The organism is Sciscionella marina DSM 45152 (genome assembly GCF_000379465.1).
Lineage (GTDB): Bacteria > Actinomycetota > Actinomycetes > Mycobacteriales > Pseudonocardiaceae > Sciscionella > Sciscionella marina.
Map to the genome: position 1 here is coordinate 43650 of NZ_KB905389.1, position 18055 is coordinate 61704.

The following is an 18055-nucleotide window of genomic DNA, read 5'->3' on the forward strand; positions in this document are numbered from 1 at the left end:
CCATATTCACATCCCGGATACCTCGGTCTTGAGTGAATGCGGACACACTGCCACCGGCCGGAAACCGCTGCCTACGAACCGGCCGCGGCGGCATCGCTGGGTCGGCATGCGCCCACGAATCGCCAGGCACAAAAACGACAATCACTCACCAGAGAGCTCAACATGGCTCAACCCCAACGAAAACTACACGAGAATCATTGTGAAACTTTCTCCGAGACCTGGGCCATGACACGGGTAGTGTGGCGAATTCACGGGATCAGACCGCGAGCCCGACGGGCCGACCGTCCACGAGTTGGTCCAGGTACTCGGACATGCCCTGCAGGACGCGCCCGTCGGGAAGCGTCCAGCGCATGAGTGCTTCGACGATCCGTGTGGTTCGCAGTTCGCCGTGCTCGTCGGTCCGGCGGTTGCGCAGTGGCGCGGTCGCCTTCGCGGATCCGTGTATCTTCCACTCCCTGTCACCCGCGCACAACACCGCGGTCACGTCAGCTTGCTCCTCGCGCGCATTTCGCCGGGTGCCGATCTCCAGGGAATCGACCTCGAACAAGGCTGCACCGTCCCACACGAATCCGCCCAGCGTCGGTGGTCCCTGCGGGCTGCCGAACCACGCGCCCATGAAACCAAACTCGGGACCACACCCGTGGATCCACCGATAGAACCACGGTGCCTGCCAGGAACGCGGCCCCCAGGAGTGATCGCGCAGGCCGTACCCTTCGATCGGTATGCTCCGTCCCGCGAGCGCCAGGGTTCCCTTCGCTGCGATCAGCTGCTCATAGTGATTCGGCGCAAAGGAGTCTTCGCTCGCGTCGAAGGAGTGATCGAACGGTGCGGCGAGCCCGTCGACCGTGAGATCGATCGAGCACACCATTCGCGGACTGGATCGGAACGCGAGGGAAGGGTCGTCCAGCCGTGCCGCGTCATCCAGCACAGATATCTCGCCCGCGAATGTCACATCCATGCGATGTCCCGGCTCGTGCACGGAGAACCGCATCCCTGCCGCATCGAAGCGCTCGTTCGATCTTCCCTCTGGTCTGGCATAAGCGAATCCCAGTCTGCCGTCGGGGAGATAGAGGCAGACCGTCATCTCCCCCCGCCCCTCGTTGGGGCGGTTGGCCAGCCGCACGAAGCCGCCCATTTCCACGACCGCATCGTGGAAATGGAAATACATCGACTCATTGAAGTTGAGCTCGGCGCCGACCGGATGGTTGTAGTCGTCTTCGGGTCGCATCAAGGCTCCTGGGGTCAACCGATTGACATGAGTTCGAGCGCTTCGTCCAGCAAAGTCTCAATCGTCGTTTCAAGCTCGGATTCCGAGGGGGATGTATCCCTGCGGGCAGTGCGCCGCCGCAGCAGCACGCCTTGCAGCAGCGTGGCCGCCTTCCAATGGGTGAAGGCGCGGTAGTATCCGATTTCGGAAACATCGAGGCCGGTCATCTGACCGTACTCCGCAATCAGGTGCTCCCGATCGTGGAACCCGCCCACCCGGGTGGGGCTCGGGATGGCGATCGCCGGTTCGAGCGGTGAGCGCCAGTCATCGACCAGCCACGCCAAGTCGGCGAGCGGATCGCCGAGTGTGCACAGTTCCCAATCGAGTACGGCTGTCACCTTCCCCGCCTCGACCAAGAGGTTCGAGAGACGATAGTCCCCGTGAACGATCACTGTCCGCTGCTGCGCGGGCATCCGCGCGGCCAGCCGGGTGCGGCATCGTTCCCACACCACCGCTGCCTTGCTTTCCCTCCCCCACTCGTCCCAGCTGCGCGCGGTACGGACTATCTGCCGTTCCAGATAGCCTTCCGTTCGTCCCAGGTCGCCGAGGCCGATCTCGTCCGGCCGGATCGCATGTAATGCGGCGAGCACACCGAGCACGTCATCGCCTACTCGGAGCCGTTCGGAGCCGGAAAGCCCCTCAGCCTCGTCCTCACTGGCAAGCACCACACCGGGGACGCGCTGCATCACGTAGAACGCAGTGGTGATACCTGCTTCGTTGCTACCGGTAGCGATCACGGCGGGCACCGGAACCGGTGACCCGTCGAGAGCGCTGAGAACCCGAGCTTCCCGGTGGACGTCGTGAGCGGTCGGATCATGGCTGCCCGGGGGCGGATGGCGCAGCACCCAGCTGTGCCCCCCACTGTCCTCGATCAGCGAGGTGATATTCGACTGCCCCACGCCCATTCTCCGGACAGCGGCAGGCGGTTCAAACCCGGGCACGCTGTCGACGAGCCAGTCTTGTAATAGCCGCATACCATGGCCTCTTCATTGTCACGCGGTGGTCTCGGATACGTCCGGCTCCCCGACCTGACGGGGAGCCGGACGACACGGAAGCGCTCCCTCACATCAGCCGTGTCAGCCTCCCCTTGGCGGCGGCCTCGACCAGCTCGAATTTTCGGATTTTCCCGGTAGGGGTCACGGGCAGCTTCTCCGCCACCAACCAATGTTCGGGAACCTTGAACGGCGAGAGCCGATCACGGCAATAGGCCTCGAGTTCTCCGCGCATTCCCTTCCGCGACTCTCCGCGTGGACGGATGACGGCCCCGACGGTCTCACCCCACAGCTCGTCGGGAACGCCGATCACCGCGGCCTCGGCGACCGCTTCGTGTTCAGCGAGGCACGACTCGATCTCGCGCGGAGCGATGTTCTCCCCTCCCCGGATGATCAGATCCTTGGCCCTTCCGGTCAGGGTGATCATTCCGCGTTCGTCCATACTGCCGAGGTCACCGGTGTGCACCCAGCCATCGGTGTCGACGGCGTCCGCGGTGGCTTCCGGGTCGTGCAAGTACTCGATCAGCTGTTGGTAGCCGCGCGCACATATCTCACCCGGCGTACCGAGTGGCTGTGTCCGACCGGTCTCAGGGTCCACGATCTTGCATTCGATCTGTGGCAGCGGTCTGCCGACCGTGCCCACGAGATCATGGTGGCTGTCACCGCAGCGGGTCATCGACAACACCGGCGCGAGTTCGGTCTGGCCGAAAAGGTTGTACACCTCGACACCGAAGAACTTTTCGGCCTCTTCGATCATCGGCCGCGGTACATCGGCACCGCCACCCATCACGATCCGCAGGCTCGAGGCGGAACCGCCCGATTCGCGCGCTTTCTCAATTATCGCCCCGAGTATCGCTGGCACAAAGAACAGCAGCTCGGCGTCCTCATCGCGGAGGGCATCAAGCACCATGCCTGGTTCGAACCGTTCGATGAGGAGCACGCAACCACCCAGCCACAGCGGCCCAAGCGTGCCGATCACGCATGCCGCCGTGTGGAACATCGGTAACGGGTTCACCGCCCTGAGCCCCGGTGCGGCCCCCGCCGTCTCCAGTGTCAGCTTCGCGACGTTGACCAGTGCCCGGTGCCGCAGAAGTACTCCCTTCGGCCGTCCCGTCGTACCCGAGGTGTACTGCAGCATCACCGGATCATCCGGATCGCAGGCTATGAGCTCGGTCGAGTCCCGGCCGGTGTCCAGCCAGCTGTCCCACTCGGACAGGCTGACCACACCGCGCAGATTCGGGCATTCGCCGCGGACCGCGGAGACCACGGCGGCCAGATCGTAGTCGCGGCTGCGATCCGCATGGATCAGCACGCTCGACTCCGAATGATTCAACGCATATATCAACTCGCTCGCGCGCAGTACCGGATTCAGCGCAACCAGTCGCATTCCGGCCAACGCGGCGCCGTATTGGACAATGGGCCACTCGAGGACGTTGGGCGCCCAGAGAGCTACGAATTCGCCAGGGCGGGCGATACGCAGCAGTGCGCGCGCGACCCGCGATGCTTGCGCGTGAAGTTCCCGGTATGTCAGCCGCCGCTGCCGCGTGGTACCGCATACCGTGCCGACGAGAGCGGGCGAGTCGGGACAGTCCCGGGCACGCGCGGCGAGCAAGGAGCCGACCGTATGCTCGACGAGCGGAGAGGATTCCTCTTTCTCCCACAGGGATTCGTGCAGCAGAACATGCTCGGACTTCCGAACGGTCACGAACGTCGACCTCCATTGGCCGATGGACGGCAATCACGATGCCTCGAGATCATACACGTAATCTAATCAATCTTAAAGGCCAATCGAGGTCGTCCGTTTCCGCGGTCGCACGTCGGCGGAATCGTAACCGGCCACACGGTGCACGTGCGCGATAAATCCACTGTAGACAGATGCAGTACAAGAGCGGGAAAGGGGAGAAGCTCGCCATTGCAGGGGCCAAGAGCCGTCGCCTTCCGGGTATCGCGGCCACGCCATCGCTGTGGAAGTCAGCAAGTATGGGACCAAGCGCGCGAACAGGGCCCGCTCAGGCGACCAGATACCTGCGCAGGGAAGGGGTCTCCTCGGCCCGTACCCGTCCGTGCACGGCCAGCACGTCCAGATGTGCCTCGATCTCCATGACCGCCGACATCTGGTGTTCGACCGCGAGGCTCTCCAGCCGCCGGTTGCGCCGAGTCCATGGGAGTTCCCTCGCCACTTCATAAGCCGTGGTGGCACCGGAATGAACCAGCACGCGCACGTCCTCGAGGCGTTGCCTATGGTGCTGCAGCAGCTCGTCGACCCGTGCGTGCGTGCTCGCTACCACGTGACCATGCGCGGGCAGAAGCAGTCCGTCCGGCTGCGCGAGCAGAAGCCGGAGCGAGGCGAGAAACGACCGCAGCGGGTGCGGTTCGGGAGCCAGTTCGAACCCCAGCGAGGGCGTGATCGTGGACAGCACGTGGTCCCCAGAAAATAGGATCCCCGCTTCGCGATGCCGGAACACCACGTGTCCTCGCGTGTGCCCAGGGGTCGCGAACACATCGAGCTCACCGCCCGAGAGTTGGATACGCTGTCCGTCGTCAAGCCAGCCGTCCGGCGAGCCGAACGGGACATCGACCTCGTATTCGGGACTCAGGTAGTCATTCGCGAGACGGCTGGCCAGGTCGTCGGCGCCACAGCGATAGAGCAGTTCCGGATGGTTCGGGAACCGGCCGGACTGCCGTTCATAGGTCTCGATACTGAAACGCTCACCGCGGCCGGTGAACAACTCGACTCCGAACCTCTCGCGCCAGGCGTACGCCTGGGTGTAGTGATCCCAGTGGTGGTGGGTAGCCAGGCAGCAGCTGATGTCCGCGAACCGGTAGCCGATACTGCGAAGCGCCTCGCCGAGGATACGCTCGTTCTCCGTGCTCGCCCAACCGGGGTCGATCAGCACCACGCCGTCAGCCGATTCCACCGCATAGGCGTTCACCGCGGAGAGACCACTCAGTGGCAGCGGCAACGGTATCCGGTAGACCCCTGTGGCGACCGGGTGCGCTCCGGGCTCGGTCCAGTCCGAGGGCTGCTCGAACGCTTCCCGCCTCATACATCACCACATCCGGTCGGCCAATTCCGCCGTCCAATGCGGAACACGAAAAGTTTATCACCGATTAGAGGACTGGAGATCCTCGCTGTGACCGGCCCCTCCCTCACTCCACACAGCACCGAGGCGGGCGGGCCCACGCACCGGGCCCGGACCACCAGTCCATCGAGCAGGACTGCGATCCGAACGCCTCGGCCGAGTCACCGGGGCCATCCACAGGCTGTGGAAACACGGGGCATCTTTCGTCTCGCTTCCCGCGCAGACGGTTCTCCACGCACGGCTGAGGGCTGGGCGGGACCGACAGCGCTGCGGTACGGACAGGGACTCGGTCGGGCCTCGACCCGACCATCACGGTCAGGGCGATCGACGCCGTGCCTATCCACAGCGACCAAGTGCGACCGTGCACACGCTCCCCGGTACCCGCTCAGCGCGCCCGGCGCGGTGCAGACGTGGACCGAGCCGAATGTGATCACCGCGGAGATCCTCCGAAGAGGTGTTATCTGGTACCGAGGTGACCAGGTGACGACAAAGTGCGGTCACCACAGGTTAGTATTGATTCGTGGCTAGAAAATCCACTCAGGCTGAGGCTGAGACGACCGACGAGCACAGTTCCAAGTCGGCGCGCACACGTCAACGAATCCTGGATGCGGCGGCACACGTGCTCAGCCGAAAGGGATACGCCGGTACCCGGCTCACGGATGTCGCGGACGTGGCCGAGATTCAGGCGCCGGCGATCTACTATTACTTCCCTTCCCGAGAAGACCTCATCGAAGAAGTGATGTGGTCGGGTATTGCCAGTATGGGGGAGCACGTCCAAGCTCAGCTCGACGCGCTGCCATCGGACACCGATCCCCTTGACAGGATCGACGCTGCGGTGGAAGAACACCTGCGGTACCAGTTGGAGATATCGGACTACACCACCGCGGCCATTCGCAATGCCGGACAGATACCGGACAGCATCCGCGTTCGCTATACCGCAGAAGCCAATCGGTACGGTGACATCTGGCGTAAGCTGTTCCGGGACGCGAAACGCAGCGGCCAGCTGCGCGGTGATCTCGATCAGCGCGCAGCGCGGATGCTGGTGATGGGTGCACTCAACTGGGCGGCGGAATGGTGGAATCCCCGCCGCGGCTCCCTCGATCACGTGATCCGGACCGCGAAGTCCTTGGTGCGCGGTGGCTTGTCCGTCCAGCCGGAATCGGAACAGGCGAGCCCCCCGTCCCGGCCGGGACGGGGGAAGAAGTAGCGCGCACACCTCATCGGGACTGGGCTCGTACCCGCGCCCGGCTTTCGGCGAAGGTGTTCGCATCGTCCCAGCAGGTGCGTTTCATGATGAGAGCTCGATATTTCATGATCACGTTCTGGCCGTTGATCGTCAGCACGCCGACCAGCCGGTCCCCACGACGATAGAGCGCCACCACACGCTCGTCCCGTACCGGATCGCCCTCCACTATGCGAACCTCATCGGCGTCCGGCACGCCGACGAATTGGATTCGGCTGTCGTACCAGTCGGACCAGAAATAGGGCACCGTCTGGTAGGCCTTGGCCGAACCGGGTTCGATCGCGTTGCGTGCGGCGACCGCACCCTGTTCGGCGGCACTGGTCCAATGCTCGAGCCGCATCGGCCGGTCGAACAGCGCGTTGTGCCAGCGTACGACATCGCCGGCTGCGAAAACCCCGTCGGCACCCGCGGACAGGTGCTGGTCGCAGAGCACGCCGTCGTCCAGCCGCAGTCCCGATCCCTCGAGCCACTCGGTACACGGATCGGCCCCGATTCCGACGACGACGAGATCCGCGGGAATGGCCGTCCCGTCGGAGAGACCGACCCGCTCCACACCGCGTTCGCCTTCGATCGCGTCCACTCCCACGCCGCAGCGCAGATCCGTACCGTTGCGATGGTGCAGTGCTACGCAGGCACTCCCCATCGCCGAGCCGACCGCCCTGGCCAGTGGTGTCGGAGAAGCCTCGACCACCGTGACGTCGAGTCCTCGTTTGCGCGCACCGGCCGCAACCTCCGAGCCGATGAACCCGGCACCGATCACAACGGTCCGCGCACCTTCGTCGAGCGCGGAGCGGACGGCCACCGCATCATCGAGAGTGCGCAGCGTATGCACCCCGCGCAGCCGCTCCGAACCGGGGAATGTCCTCGCGCGGGCCCCTGTCGCCAGCACCAGAGCGTCGTAGTCCAGTGACGTTCCGTCCAAGAGGACGCGTTTCCGCTCGATGTCGAGGCCGGTCGCCTTCCGGCCGAGCACCAGCCGCACGTTCATGTCCTCCCGCAGCGCCGATTCGGTGCGGAACGTGGTCGATTCCGGCTCTGCCCCGGGTTCGTTCCAGTCCAGATAGGCCTTGGAAAGCGGCGGCCGATCATAAGGCAGATGCTCCTCGGCGCCGACAAGCGTGATCGAACCGTCGAAGCCGCTATTCCGCGCGGCTTCGACAGCTCGCAGACCGGCCAGTGAGGCGCCCACGACGACCAGGTTCTTTCGCGCCATCCCATCCCTTTCCACTCCACGATGCCGACCCCGTGCAGGCCATCGGCACAAGCGATCAGTCTTCCTCGATCCGGAGCGCCTCGGTCGGACAACCGGCTACCGCGTCCTGCACATCGGTCAGTTGCCCGTCGGGAACCAGCTCGGACTTCAGCTCCAGATCGCCGTTGTCGTCCACTTCGAAAACATCGGGTGCGAGTGATTCGCAGATCCCAAGCCCCGTGCATTTGCACCGATCGACGATGATCTTCATCGTTGACTCCTCATTGTCGCCTCGATCAGGACCGCCCAGCGAGCGGGTAGCCCGCGAGGATCTCGTCCACGACGAGCTTCGCGGTCTCCGCACATGCCGTCGTGCCGCCGTTTCCGTATTCTTTGACTCCATCTCCGACGTTCCAGAGGTTAGCGATGGGAGTGGTCCGCGACATGTCGAACCCGGCGACCGCGCGCTGTGGCGGCCACCCGTCCCGAGTCACCTCGGTCGAGAGGATCCTGGCGTTGTCGAATCCCTGAATCTGCTGCCGGAGTTCCTCGAAGAGCAGCTCCGTCTCGGCTGCCTCGTCGAAATCTCCGATAGCGGGCTTCGGCACGGCGGTACCCACGTAGAGGTGCCACCCCTGCGGTGCCATCTCCGGGCAGGAATCCGTGAAATTGGCGACATAGCAGAGCCTGCGCGTATTGGCGAAGCTCAGCATTCCCGGCGCCTGAACCAACCGCTCCCTGCTGGCGAAGTTGACGGTGATCATCGCGCACGGACGGTCTCCTTTGCTGACCGCGTTCCGGTAGTCGGACGGGAAGTGCTGCGGACCGACGAGATCGATGGTCGCGGCCGGCCCCACGTCGCTGACCACGAAGCTGGCCCGCACCTCGACCGGTTCACCGTTCCTGCGCACGGTCGCGCCGCTGACCGAGCCATCGCGCATGTGCAGCGCCTCGACCTCGGCGGAAAGCCACACCTCGCCGCCGTTGGCGGTGATCGTCTCGGCGAGCGAACGCCATATTCCGACGGTCCCCTCCGGGCAGAAGCCGAACTTCTTGAACGCGCTCTTCCTCGTGAAATAAGTCAGGAACACCCGTGCGGGAAGCTCTTCGGAACCCACGGCGAATACCGAACCACACATGTTCCGGAAGATTCCGTGTACCGACTCGTTTTTCGTGTACTTGGCGACCCACTCGGCCGTGGAAAGCTCGTTCTCGGGAAGCCCCTCGTCGTTACGCGCCGCACCGAGCCCCTTGACGAGTTTCGCTCCCTGCCGTGTCAGCTTCGAGAGCAGAAAGCCCCAGCCACCACCGGTGACGTCCACATCCTTTGCACCGATCCGGTACAGGATGGGCGGATCCGGCCTTCGAATGTCGAATTTGGCGCCGACCTCCTCGAACGTCTGCTCGGTGATGCCCTCGACCTCGATGACGATCGCACCGTTGTTCACCTTGAAACCGTCGATGTCCCGGGTGGACGCGCGACCGCCGAGATGCTCCAGCCGCTCGACCACCAGCGTCCGGTAACCGAGGTGGGACAGTCGTGCTGCGGTAAACAGTCCACCCGCACCGGCACCGACGACCAGGGCATCGAACGAATGCTCCGTACTGGCCAACGTTCCTCCTCTCAACCAACCGGGTTCGTGCCCGGAACGGAAGCGTCCATATCGGTGATCTCCGGCCAGCGACGCGCGACCTCCTGGACCGTCGGTGTATCGCCGAAAGTGACGCCCTTGGACTGGAAGTACTGCACGCGGTGCACCTGCCCTCCCCCGGCTACAAGCACCGTGCCGGTGTCCGTGCACTCGTCGCTGATGAGATAGCCAACGATCGGGGCGACCTGTTCGGCGGGCAGCTTGTCGAGTAACTCCTGTGGCGCAACGTCCTCGGTCATCCGGGTGGCGGCCATCGGCGCCACCGCATTGGCGAGGATTCCGTGTTTGCGCCCTTCGATGGCCAGCGTATTGATCAAGCCGATCAGCCCGGCCTTCGCGGATCCGTAGTTCGCCTGGCCGAAGTTGCCGTACACCCCGCTGGTCGAGGTAGCAACGACGATGCGGCCATGCCCCTGCTCGCGAAAATGCGGCCAGACCGCCTTCGCCATATGGAATCCACCGTAGAGGTGGACCTGGATCACCGAGTCCCAGTCTTGCGTTGACATCTTGTGGAATGCCCTGTCGCGCAGGATGCCCGCATTGCTCACCAGCCCGTCGACCCGGCCGAAAGCACGTACGGCATCCTCGACGATGCTCGCCGCTCCCGATTCCGTCGCTACACTGGCATAGCTGGCGACCGCCTCACCACCGGCCGCGCGGATCTCGTCGACGACGCCGTCGGCCATCGCCGTGCCATTACCCGAGCCATCCCGGGCCCCGCCAAGGTCGTTGACCACTACCCGTGCTCCGGAGCCGGCGAGTAGCAGGGCGTAGCGCCTCCCCAGCCCGCCGCCAGCGCCGGTCACGATGACAACGCGATCTGCAACTCCAGGCATTTTTTCTCCTTCGATCTAGTACGAATCGGGCAGCCGGAGGCTGTGCTGGGCTACGAAGTTCAGGACCATCTCCCTGCTCACCGGAGCGGTGCGCATGAGCCGCGTGACGAACCACAGATCGGCGAGCCCATATTCCCGGGAAAGACCATTCCCGCCGTGAGTCTGGATGGACTGGTCGAGGGCTTTGAGCGAGGCCTCGGAAGCAGCGAATTTCGCGATGTTGGCCGCCTCCGCCGCCTGCTCACCGGTGTCGAACAACTCCGCCGCCCGCATGACGGCGAGTCTGGCGAGCTCGACCGAGATATGTGCTTCGGCGAGAGGATGCGCGATTCCCTGGTGCGCTCCGATCGGACTCGCCCACACCTGCCGGGAACACGCGTACTCGGCCGCCCTCGCCACGGCGTACCGGCCGACCCCGGTACAGATCGCCGCAGCGAGGATCCGCTCCGGGTTCAGGCCCGCGAACACCTGGCGCAGTCCTTGACCCGCCTCGCCGATCAGTGTTTCGGGGCCCAGCCGCACCTGGTCGAGGAACACGGTGAACTGCCGGTCCGGGGAGACCAGCGCCGTATCGATCCGCTGCAGGGTGACACCGGGCGCGTCCTTCGGCACGACGAACAACGACAATGGCCTTCGCCTGTCCGCGGGGGCGTCCGCGTCGGCGGCGACCAGCAGCAGCGCCTCGCACTCATCGGCCGCCGAGATATAGTACTTTCCGCCAGAGACGACCCAGCCGTCACCGTCCCTGCGTGCACCGGTCTTGATGTTGTGGCTGTTGGATCCGGCATCGGGTTCGGTCAACGCGAAAGCCATCTTCCTCGACCCGTCGGCAAGTCCCGGCAGCCATCGGCTTTTCAGGTCTACCGAGCCGTGCGCGGCGATGATCGAACCGCAGATCGCCGGAGAGATGACCCCGATCAGCAGCGGCAGCCCATGCGCCGCGAGTTCTTCGATCACCACGGCAAGCTCGGCGAGCCCCGCCCCACCGCCGCCGGATCCCTCGGGCAGATGCACGCCGAGCAGTCCGGCCTCGCCGAGCTCATTCCAGAGCTCGTCGATGTGCTCGCCCTTCTCGGCGCGCTCCACGAAATACTCGCGGCCGTACTTCGCCGCGATCTTCGCCGTACTCTCCCGGATCAGCCGGTAGTCCTCACCGTCGACGACCAGTCCTGCCATGCTTATCGTCCTTCGAACGTGGGTGTTGACTTGGCCAGAAAGGCCTGCACCGCAGCCGCGGCGTCGTCTGTCGCTCCGGCGCGCGCGATCGCCTCGATTTCCGCGGAAAGCTGTTCGGTCAGCCCCGAAGCCCAGCACGCGTGCAGTAGTTGCCGAATCTCGGCGTACGCTTTGGTCGGCCCGGCGGCCAGCCGGACGGCCAGCTCCCTCGACCGTTCGGCAAGCTCCTCGGCGGGCACCACATGCGAGACCAGCCCCCACTGTTCGGCCTCATGCGCATCGAGTACCCGCTGCTCGAAATACAGCTCGACGGCCTTGCGCATGCCGACCAGCCGCGGCAGAAACCACGAGTTGCCGCCATCCCCCGAGAGCCCGAGCGCGCAGAAGCCGGTGGCGAAGCGGGTCCCCTCCGCCGCGAAGACGATATCGGCCACGTGCATCAACCCGAGGCCTCCTCCGGCCACCGCGCCATGCACCGCGGCGATAACGGGAACGTCGAGTTCGTGAATGATCGCCAGGGCATCGTGGTACGGAGTCGTCATCCGCCGCAGCACTTCGGCCATACCCCTGCTGCCACCAGGGCTCTGGAACTCGGCGATGTCACCGCCCACCGAGAACCGTGACCCCGATCCGATGATCAGCAGGGCCCGCAGGTCGGTGCGCGCGGCGCAGCGCGTGGCCACTTCGTACAGTTCATCCGCGGCTTGCTGGTTCAGCGCGTTACCGGCATCCGGCCGGTTGAGCCGAATCGTGGCCAGCCCATCGGCGACGCTGAACTCGACGGCTTCCAGCGTCTCGCCCTCACCTTCGAGCGCCCGTTCCCAGCGCGCGCTGTCGGTCAGCTGGGAAAGCGCGACGATCCGCCCCTCGGCGAACGAAAGCAGGTGCAGAAACTCCGCGTCGAGCTCGGCGCCCGTGCTGTTCGCCGTGCCGGTGTAGCGCCCGCCGACCAGCAGCCTGCCGTCTTCGAGCATGACGAAGCTCTCCGGCTCGGCGCGGGCCGTGAACCGCCGGGCGATGCCGCCCCAGAATCGGCGCCGCATGGCATCGGGGCCCTGGTAGGTCCCGCCGAGTGAACCGGGCAGCCCTTCGGTCGCCCGCCCAACGAATTCAGGGTGCAGCAACCGGTCCAGCTCGTCGCGATCACCCGAAGCCAGTGCACGGTAGAGTCCGGCCGCGAGTTCACGTGCCCGGACCGGATTCACCGCATCCTTGGGTCCCACCACGCAACCTCCATCATTAATGAATTTAATATAAATAAAAAATTGTGTCCGCGTCAAGTCACATGGTCGGTTCAGACCCCACGACCGAGACGAAGGACACGCAGTTTCCCGGCCGACCCCCGAGGTTATGGGTCAGGGCGAGCCTCGGATCCGGCAGCTGGCGACGGCCTGCCTCGCCACGGAACTGGAGCCAGCATTCGTAGAGCATTCGCAGTCCGCTCGCCCCGACCGGATGGCCGAAGGATTTCAGCCCCCCGTCGGGGTTCACCGGTAGCTTACCGTCGAGCTCGAAGGCCCCCTCCAGGATGTCTTTCCACGCCTGCCCCCGCTCGGCGAACCCCATGTCCTCCATCAGCACGAGCTCGGTCGGTGTGAAGCAATCGTGTACCTCGGCAAGGGAAAGTTCCTCTCTCGGGTCACCCACCCCCGCCTGCCGCAACGCATCGCGCACGCTGTGCACGACCTCCGGGAACGTCGTATAGTCATAATCTGGATCCATCGCTCCTCGCGCCGGCCCGGCCGCGAGCGAGAGCCCCTTCACATACATCGGGCGATCGGTGTAATCCGCCGCATGCTCGGCCCGGACGATCAGCGCGGCGGCGGCCCCATCCGAGACACCGGAACAGTCCAGTACGCCGAGTCTGCCCGCGACCACCGGTGCTTGCTCGATTTTCTCCTTGCTGACCGGAGACCGATACTGCGCCTTCGGGTTGCGGGAACCGTTCTCGTGGTTCTTCCACGCGATATGAGTCATAGCCGCGCGCACATCGGCCGAATCCACGCCGTAACGCGCGCAATAGGCCGGGTCCAGCAAGGAGAAAGCCGCCGGGGCCGTCAGACTCAGCTCCGCGGCGGTGCCGTCTCCCGGCGGGTCCGAACGAAGCAGTCCGGAGAACCCGGAATCCTTGAGCTTCTCCACGCCCACGGCGAGAACTCGGTCATAGGCTCCGGAAGCCACCGCGTAGCAGGCGTTGCGGAACGCCTCCGAGCCCGTCGCGCAGTAGTTCTCCACTCTGGTCACCGGCTTGTAGTCGACCGAGAGAGCACGGCTCAACGTCAGACCGGATTGCCCGGAACCCAGCGTGCCGAGCCAGTACGCGTCGATATCCTGGTTCGCGATGCGGGCACCAGCGAGCACTTCCTCGGCCGCATCCACCAGCAAATCCTCTGCCGAGGACGACCAGTGTTCGCCGAAAGGGGTGCACCCCATCCCGACGACCGCCACCCGGTCACATATTCCCCTGCTGCTCACTGTCGTCCTCCATCCGAATGCTCCTGCTCAACTCCGGAAGCGGCACCGTCCGCGGGCACTCGCGCTTTCCAGAAGTAGTTGTGCACACCGCCCGCGGTGAACAACCGCCGGAAGGAGAGCCCGACCCTGGTCCCGACGGCGAGAGCATCCTGCTGCGCATCCGCCACTTCCAGGGTGTAGCGCCCGCCACCGTCGAAATCGACGACGGCCTCGACCAGCGGTGGTGATGGCGAGAACGCGAGCCGATCGACGGTGTAGGTCGCCACCGTCGCCCCGGCACCGGCCAGGGACCTGCTTGCCATCGGAGCGCTTGATCCACAGCGCTTGCACACCCTCGCCGGCGGCAGGTGCACGAACTCACACGAGGCGCACACGCTTCCGGTGAAGGAGAACTTCCACGCGCGGCCGCGCGCGCTCGGCGGCCCCGCGGGGCGCTCCGGTTCGGGCCGGCGCGGGGGTTCGCGCTCCAACCACCCACGCCAGCTCAGGTAGGTCAGGTAGGAGACCTTGTTCCCCTGCCCGAGCCGCGCCCGCAAGGGAGTGGGCTGACGCCGGTCGGCCAGTAAGCTCGTCGTGCGCAGCAGCAGTGCGTCGCAGCCGTCGGCGGCCTGCAGCACCAGAATCGTCTCGCCCGGTTCGGCCCGGTCGAGAGCATCGGCAATCGCCAGGCCGACATCCGCGGCACCGGCATGCCCGGCCACCGTGGTCTCGGTGGACAGCGTTCCGGTCACCACCTTGACGCCGCGCTTGCGGATCTCGCGATTGGGGGAGGTGAGCACGACATGGTCGGCCTGTTCGATGCCTTCCGCGTCCAGTACTCGCATCGCCACCCGACGCAGCAGCGGCAGGTACGCTTCGAATCCGAACCGCTCCTCCCACTGTGCGGCCGCCATCGATCCCGGTTCGCGCCATCGATCGAGTATTTCGGCCGAGAGCGAGTGCTGTTGCCGGATCTCGGCGAGAGAATCACTCGCGGGCCCGAAAAGTAGCGCGACCGAGCCATCGGCTCCGGCGCTTTCGTCCACCGAACCCGGCTTGCCGGTCCGAATATCGGCCAATACAGCGAGGCCGTCGCAGGACGCCGCGGCGCGGCAAGCCGCGACACCCGAGCGCGCCGATCCCGCGACATCCGCGGCGAACCCCGTTTCCGGCAAAGCGACGGCGGCATGAACCGTTGTCGCGTTCGTCTTGTCCGCATACACGGGAGAGCTCGTCGCGAAATAGACCGAACCGGGTTCGGCCGGATGCGCGTGCAGCAGTGCCGAAGCCGCCTCGACCCCCATCGTCGTGCTGTCCTCGTCGAACGAGGCCACCGGCCGAGTGCCGGACCCGGCCCCGGTCCCCAGCGCCGCACCGAGCTCGTCGAGCCACAACCGTCCCACGGGCAGGTGCGAGGCATACGCGAGGATCCCTTTGCCGCTCATACGGACGCTCCCTCGAACAAAGCAGCCATTCCCTGTCCTCCACCGATACACATGGTCTCCAGGGCCAATCGCCCCTTCCTGCGCCCCAGCTCGTGCAGCATCGTGCTCAGGATCCGCACTCCGGTGGCGCCGATCGGATGACCAAGGGAGATACCGGAACCGTTGACGTTGAGGCGGTCATCGAGTTCGCCGGGCCGTAGGCCCCACCCCTTCAGCACGCCGAGCACCTGACCGGCGAACGCCTCGTTGATCTCCACAAGGTCCAGCTCGTCGAAGGTGACCTTCGTACGGTCCAGCAGCTTGGTGACCGCACGCACCGGACCCAGCCCCATCATCGCGGGGTCACAACCGACCACCGTCCAGCCACGTAGAAAACCCATCGGCCGCAGGCCGAGTTCGCCAAGGCGGTCCTCAGCGACCACGAGACATGCGGCCGCCGCATCGTTCTGCTGGCTTGCGTTGCCCGCGGTGACCGTCCCACCAGGCAGCACGGTGGGCAGCCGGGAGAGCGCGTCGGCCGTACAGTCCGGGCGAATCCCCTCGTCTCGCGCGAACGACACCGGCTCGCCTTTGCGCTGCGGCACCTCCACGGACACGATCTCGGCGTCGAAGCGCCCCTCGCGCTGTGCCGTGGCGGCACGCTGGTGACTCGCGGCGGCCAGGGCATCTGACTGTTCCCTGGTGATCCCCTGACGGTCCACTACATTCTCCGCGGTCTCGACCATGCCGCTGATGGGACCGAATCGCCATTCCGGCTGCGAACGCTGCCTACCACGGTCGAGACGGTCGTAGAGCGCGACGTTGCCCGAACGGCTTCCCCAGCGCATACCGGTGGTGTAGTGCTCGATATTGCTCATGCTCTCGACACCACCGGCCAAAACGACATCCGCGACGCCCGTTTGCACCATCATCGCCGCCGTCACGACCGCCTGCAGACCGCCACCACAACGGCGATCCGTCTGTGTCCCGGGGACTTCGATCGGCAGCCCGGCATGAAGGGCCGCCCATCTGCCGATACACGGAGCCTCCGAGTTCGCATACGACTGGGCGAACACGACATCCTCGATCCATTCCGGATCGACACCGGAGCGGTCGACAAGGCCACGCACCACCGTCGCGGCCAGATCCTGTGCCGGAATCGGGCGCAGGGTTGCCCCGAAGGCCCCGACCGGTGTCCGCAACGAGCTGACGATCGCGGCTCGCCTCATGCCACTGCTCCTTGTCCCTCGATGGCTGCTTCCAAGGCACGGCGGTGCTCCGGGTGCGCGATAGCCAGCATGTGCTCCTGCCTGGCCCGCAGCGGTTGACCGCGCAGATCCGCCACACCGAACTCCGTCACGATCACGGCGGCGTCGGATCGCGCGACACTGACCGGCCCGGAAAGGCGCGTCACGATCCTGCTGTTCGCACCGGCGGTCGCGGGCAGCACGACGATCGGCACCCCGCCGCGCGAACGCGCGGCGCCGCGCAGGAAGTCCGCCGATCCTCCGACGGCTCCCACATAACGTCCGCTCACGGATTCGGCGTTGACCTGGCCGGTCAAATCCACCTCGACGGCGGAATTGATCGCCGTGAACCTGTCCTGCCCGGCCAGCACGGCCGGATCGTGGGTGTATCCGGTCTCTCGCACTACGACGGCGCTGTTGCGCTCGGCGAACCGGAACAACTTCGTCGTGCCCATCAGGACACCGGCGACCGTCTTGCCGGAATCGATGTTCTTACGCTCGTTGGTGACCACCCCTGCCTCCATGAGCTCGGCGGCGGTGTCGTTGAGCAGACCGGAATGGATTCCGAGCGCCCGCCGGTCGGTCAGTTCGGCCAGTACCGCCTCGGGGAGGGCACCTATACCGAACTGCAGCGTCGCCCCGTCTCCGATCAGATCGGCGGCGTGCGCGGCGATGCTCCGCATGGTCTCGTTGCCCCGGCGCGTAGGCAGCTGTGCGGGTGCACGGGACGTGTGCACCACCACGTCGAGCTCACCGGTGTCCAAGGTCCGTGCTCCGCAGATCCACGGCAACCGATCGTTCACCTCCGCGATCACGACGCGAGCCGTGCCGATCGCCGCCGAGACGTAGTCATCGGCGAGACCGAGCGAATAACGACCGGATTCATCGGCAGGCGGCAGCTGCAGCATCACCACATCGGCGTGTAGCGATCCCGTACTCAGCAGCTGGGGCAGCGTCGAGTAATGCACCGGGAGCACGTCCAGGACGCCCGCCTCGGCCAGTTCCCGGTTGGCCCCACTTGCGCAGTACGAGACGAACCGAATGTGGTCGGCGTGTTCGGCCAGCATGGTCCGGGTGGCCGGGATACCCACGAAACAGCGCACCGAGCCGATCTCCGCTCGCTGACGGACAAGCAGCTCGGTAAGGCTGCATGGTTCGGCGCACGCCTGCCCCCATACAATGGTGTCACCGTCGTGCACGTAGTGGGCCAGATCGAGTTGCTCGAGGGGCACTTCGTTCATCGGCCGATGTCTTCTCGCCAGCGGTCCGCCGAGGGATCGAGCAACTGGCGCAGATGCCCCTCGGGCAGCCAGATGATCGCTTCGAGCTCCAGCGCGTCGACGTGGCGCACCCGGCCGGTGCGACGGTCCTCGAGGCGAAGCCGCGGACCGTTCCCCTCATCGTCCACGATGACACCGATCTCGGCGAACTCGCTGCCGATCACGACGCCGTGGACGTTCTTGTCGTTCATGGAACAAACTCCTGGCTG

The 18055-nt window shown here is 65.5% G+C and carries 16 protein-coding genes; 1 reads left to right on the plus strand and 15 read right to left on the minus strand.

The window, feature by feature from the left end:
- Positions 1–256: 256 nt before the first annotated feature.
- The 4 genes from A37U_RS0115260 to A37U_RS0115275 form a co-directional block, all read right to left on the minus strand.
- Positions 257–1228 carry a DUF7065 domain-containing protein gene (locus A37U_RS0115260; protein ID WP_020497512.1) on the minus strand — a complete coding sequence of 324 codons (972 nt, stop codon included), beginning with the start codon at positions 1226–1228 and terminating at the stop codon, positions 257–259.
- Between the two features lie 14 nt (positions 1229–1242).
- On the minus strand, positions 1243–2172 hold the full coding sequence (locus A37U_RS43885) for a phosphotransferase family protein (protein ID WP_020497513.1): 930 nt from the start codon (positions 2170–2172) through the stop codon (positions 1243–1245).
- 157 nt (positions 2173–2329) lie between these two features.
- Positions 2330–3964: a class I adenylate-forming enzyme family protein gene (locus A37U_RS0115270; RefSeq protein WP_020497514.1), complete on the minus strand. Its 1635-nt coding sequence runs from the start codon at positions 3962–3964 to the stop codon at positions 2330–2332.
- Positions 3965–4268: 304 nt separating this feature from the next.
- Entirely contained in the window at positions 4269–5306 is a 1038-nt protein-coding gene (locus A37U_RS0115275; protein WP_020497515.1) for an MBL fold metallo-hydrolase, read from the minus strand.
- Positions 5307–5862: 556 nt separating this feature from the next.
- Between A37U_RS0115275 and A37U_RS43890 the strand changes: the two genes are divergently transcribed.
- Positions 5863–6549 carry a TetR/AcrR family transcriptional regulator gene (locus tag A37U_RS43890; RefSeq protein WP_051111650.1) on the plus strand — a complete coding sequence of 229 codons (687 nt, stop codon included), beginning with the start codon at positions 5863–5865 and terminating at the stop codon, positions 6547–6549.
- A 10-nt stretch (positions 6550–6559) separates the two neighbouring features.
- On the opposite strand, the gene A37U_RS0115285 is transcribed toward A37U_RS43890, so the two are convergent.
- The 11 genes from A37U_RS0115285 to A37U_RS0115335 are packed head-to-tail and all read right to left on the minus strand — an operon-like array spanning position 6560 to position 18037.
- Entirely contained in the window at positions 6560–7798 is a 1239-nt protein-coding gene (locus tag A37U_RS0115285) for an NAD(P)/FAD-dependent oxidoreductase (protein ID WP_020497517.1), read from the minus strand.
- A 55-nt stretch (positions 7799–7853) separates the two neighbouring features.
- On the minus strand, positions 7854–8048 hold the full coding sequence (locus tag A37U_RS0115290) for a ferredoxin (protein ID WP_020497518.1): 195 nt from the start codon (positions 8046–8048) through the stop codon (positions 7854–7856).
- Between the two features lie 25 nt (positions 8049–8073).
- Positions 8074–9390 (minus strand): phytoene desaturase family protein, encoded by a 1317-nt coding sequence (locus A37U_RS0115295; RefSeq protein WP_020497519.1) that lies wholly within the window; start codon positions 9388–9390, stop codon positions 8074–8076.
- 11 nt (positions 9391–9401) lie between these two features.
- Complete coding sequence (locus tag A37U_RS0115300; RefSeq protein ID WP_026197247.1) at positions 9402–10265, minus strand: SDR family oxidoreductase; 864 nt, start codon at positions 10263–10265, stop codon at positions 9402–9404.
- Between the two features lie 15 nt (positions 10266–10280).
- Positions 10281–11441, minus strand: a complete 1161-nt coding sequence (locus tag A37U_RS0115305) for an acyl-CoA dehydrogenase family protein (RefSeq protein ID WP_020497521.1) — start codon at positions 11439–11441, stop codon at positions 10281–10283.
- Between the two features lie 2 nt (positions 11442–11443).
- On the minus strand, positions 11444–12667 hold the full coding sequence (locus tag A37U_RS0115310) for an enoyl-CoA hydratase-related protein (protein ID WP_020497522.1): 1224 nt from the start codon (positions 12665–12667) through the stop codon (positions 11444–11446).
- 55 nt (positions 12668–12722) lie between these two features.
- Positions 12723–13916 (minus strand): acetyl-CoA acetyltransferase, encoded by a 1194-nt coding sequence (locus A37U_RS0115315; RefSeq protein WP_031467854.1) that lies wholly within the window; start codon positions 13914–13916, stop codon positions 12723–12725.
- Positions 13913–15340 carry an OB-fold domain-containing protein gene (locus A37U_RS0115320; RefSeq protein ID WP_020497524.1) on the minus strand — a complete coding sequence of 476 codons (1428 nt, stop codon included), beginning with the start codon at positions 15338–15340 and terminating at the stop codon, positions 13913–13915. Before A37U_RS0115320 ends, A37U_RS0115315 begins: the two co-directional genes overlap by 4 nt.
- On the minus strand, positions 15337–16548 hold the full coding sequence (locus A37U_RS0115325; protein ID WP_020497525.1) for an acetyl-CoA C-acetyltransferase: 1212 nt from the start codon (positions 16546–16548) through the stop codon (positions 15337–15339). Before A37U_RS0115325 ends, A37U_RS0115320 begins: the two co-directional genes overlap by 4 nt.
- On the minus strand, positions 16545–17807 hold the full coding sequence (locus tag A37U_RS0115330) for an acetyl-CoA hydrolase/transferase family protein (RefSeq protein ID WP_020497526.1): 1263 nt from the start codon (positions 17805–17807) through the stop codon (positions 16545–16547). The genes A37U_RS0115325 and A37U_RS0115330 overlap by 4 nt, the downstream gene beginning before the upstream one ends.
- Entirely contained in the window at positions 17804–18037 is a 234-nt protein-coding gene (locus A37U_RS0115335) for a hypothetical protein (protein WP_020497527.1), read from the minus strand. The genes A37U_RS0115330 and A37U_RS0115335 overlap by 4 nt, the downstream gene beginning before the upstream one ends.
- Positions 18038–18055 lie beyond the last annotated feature (18 nt).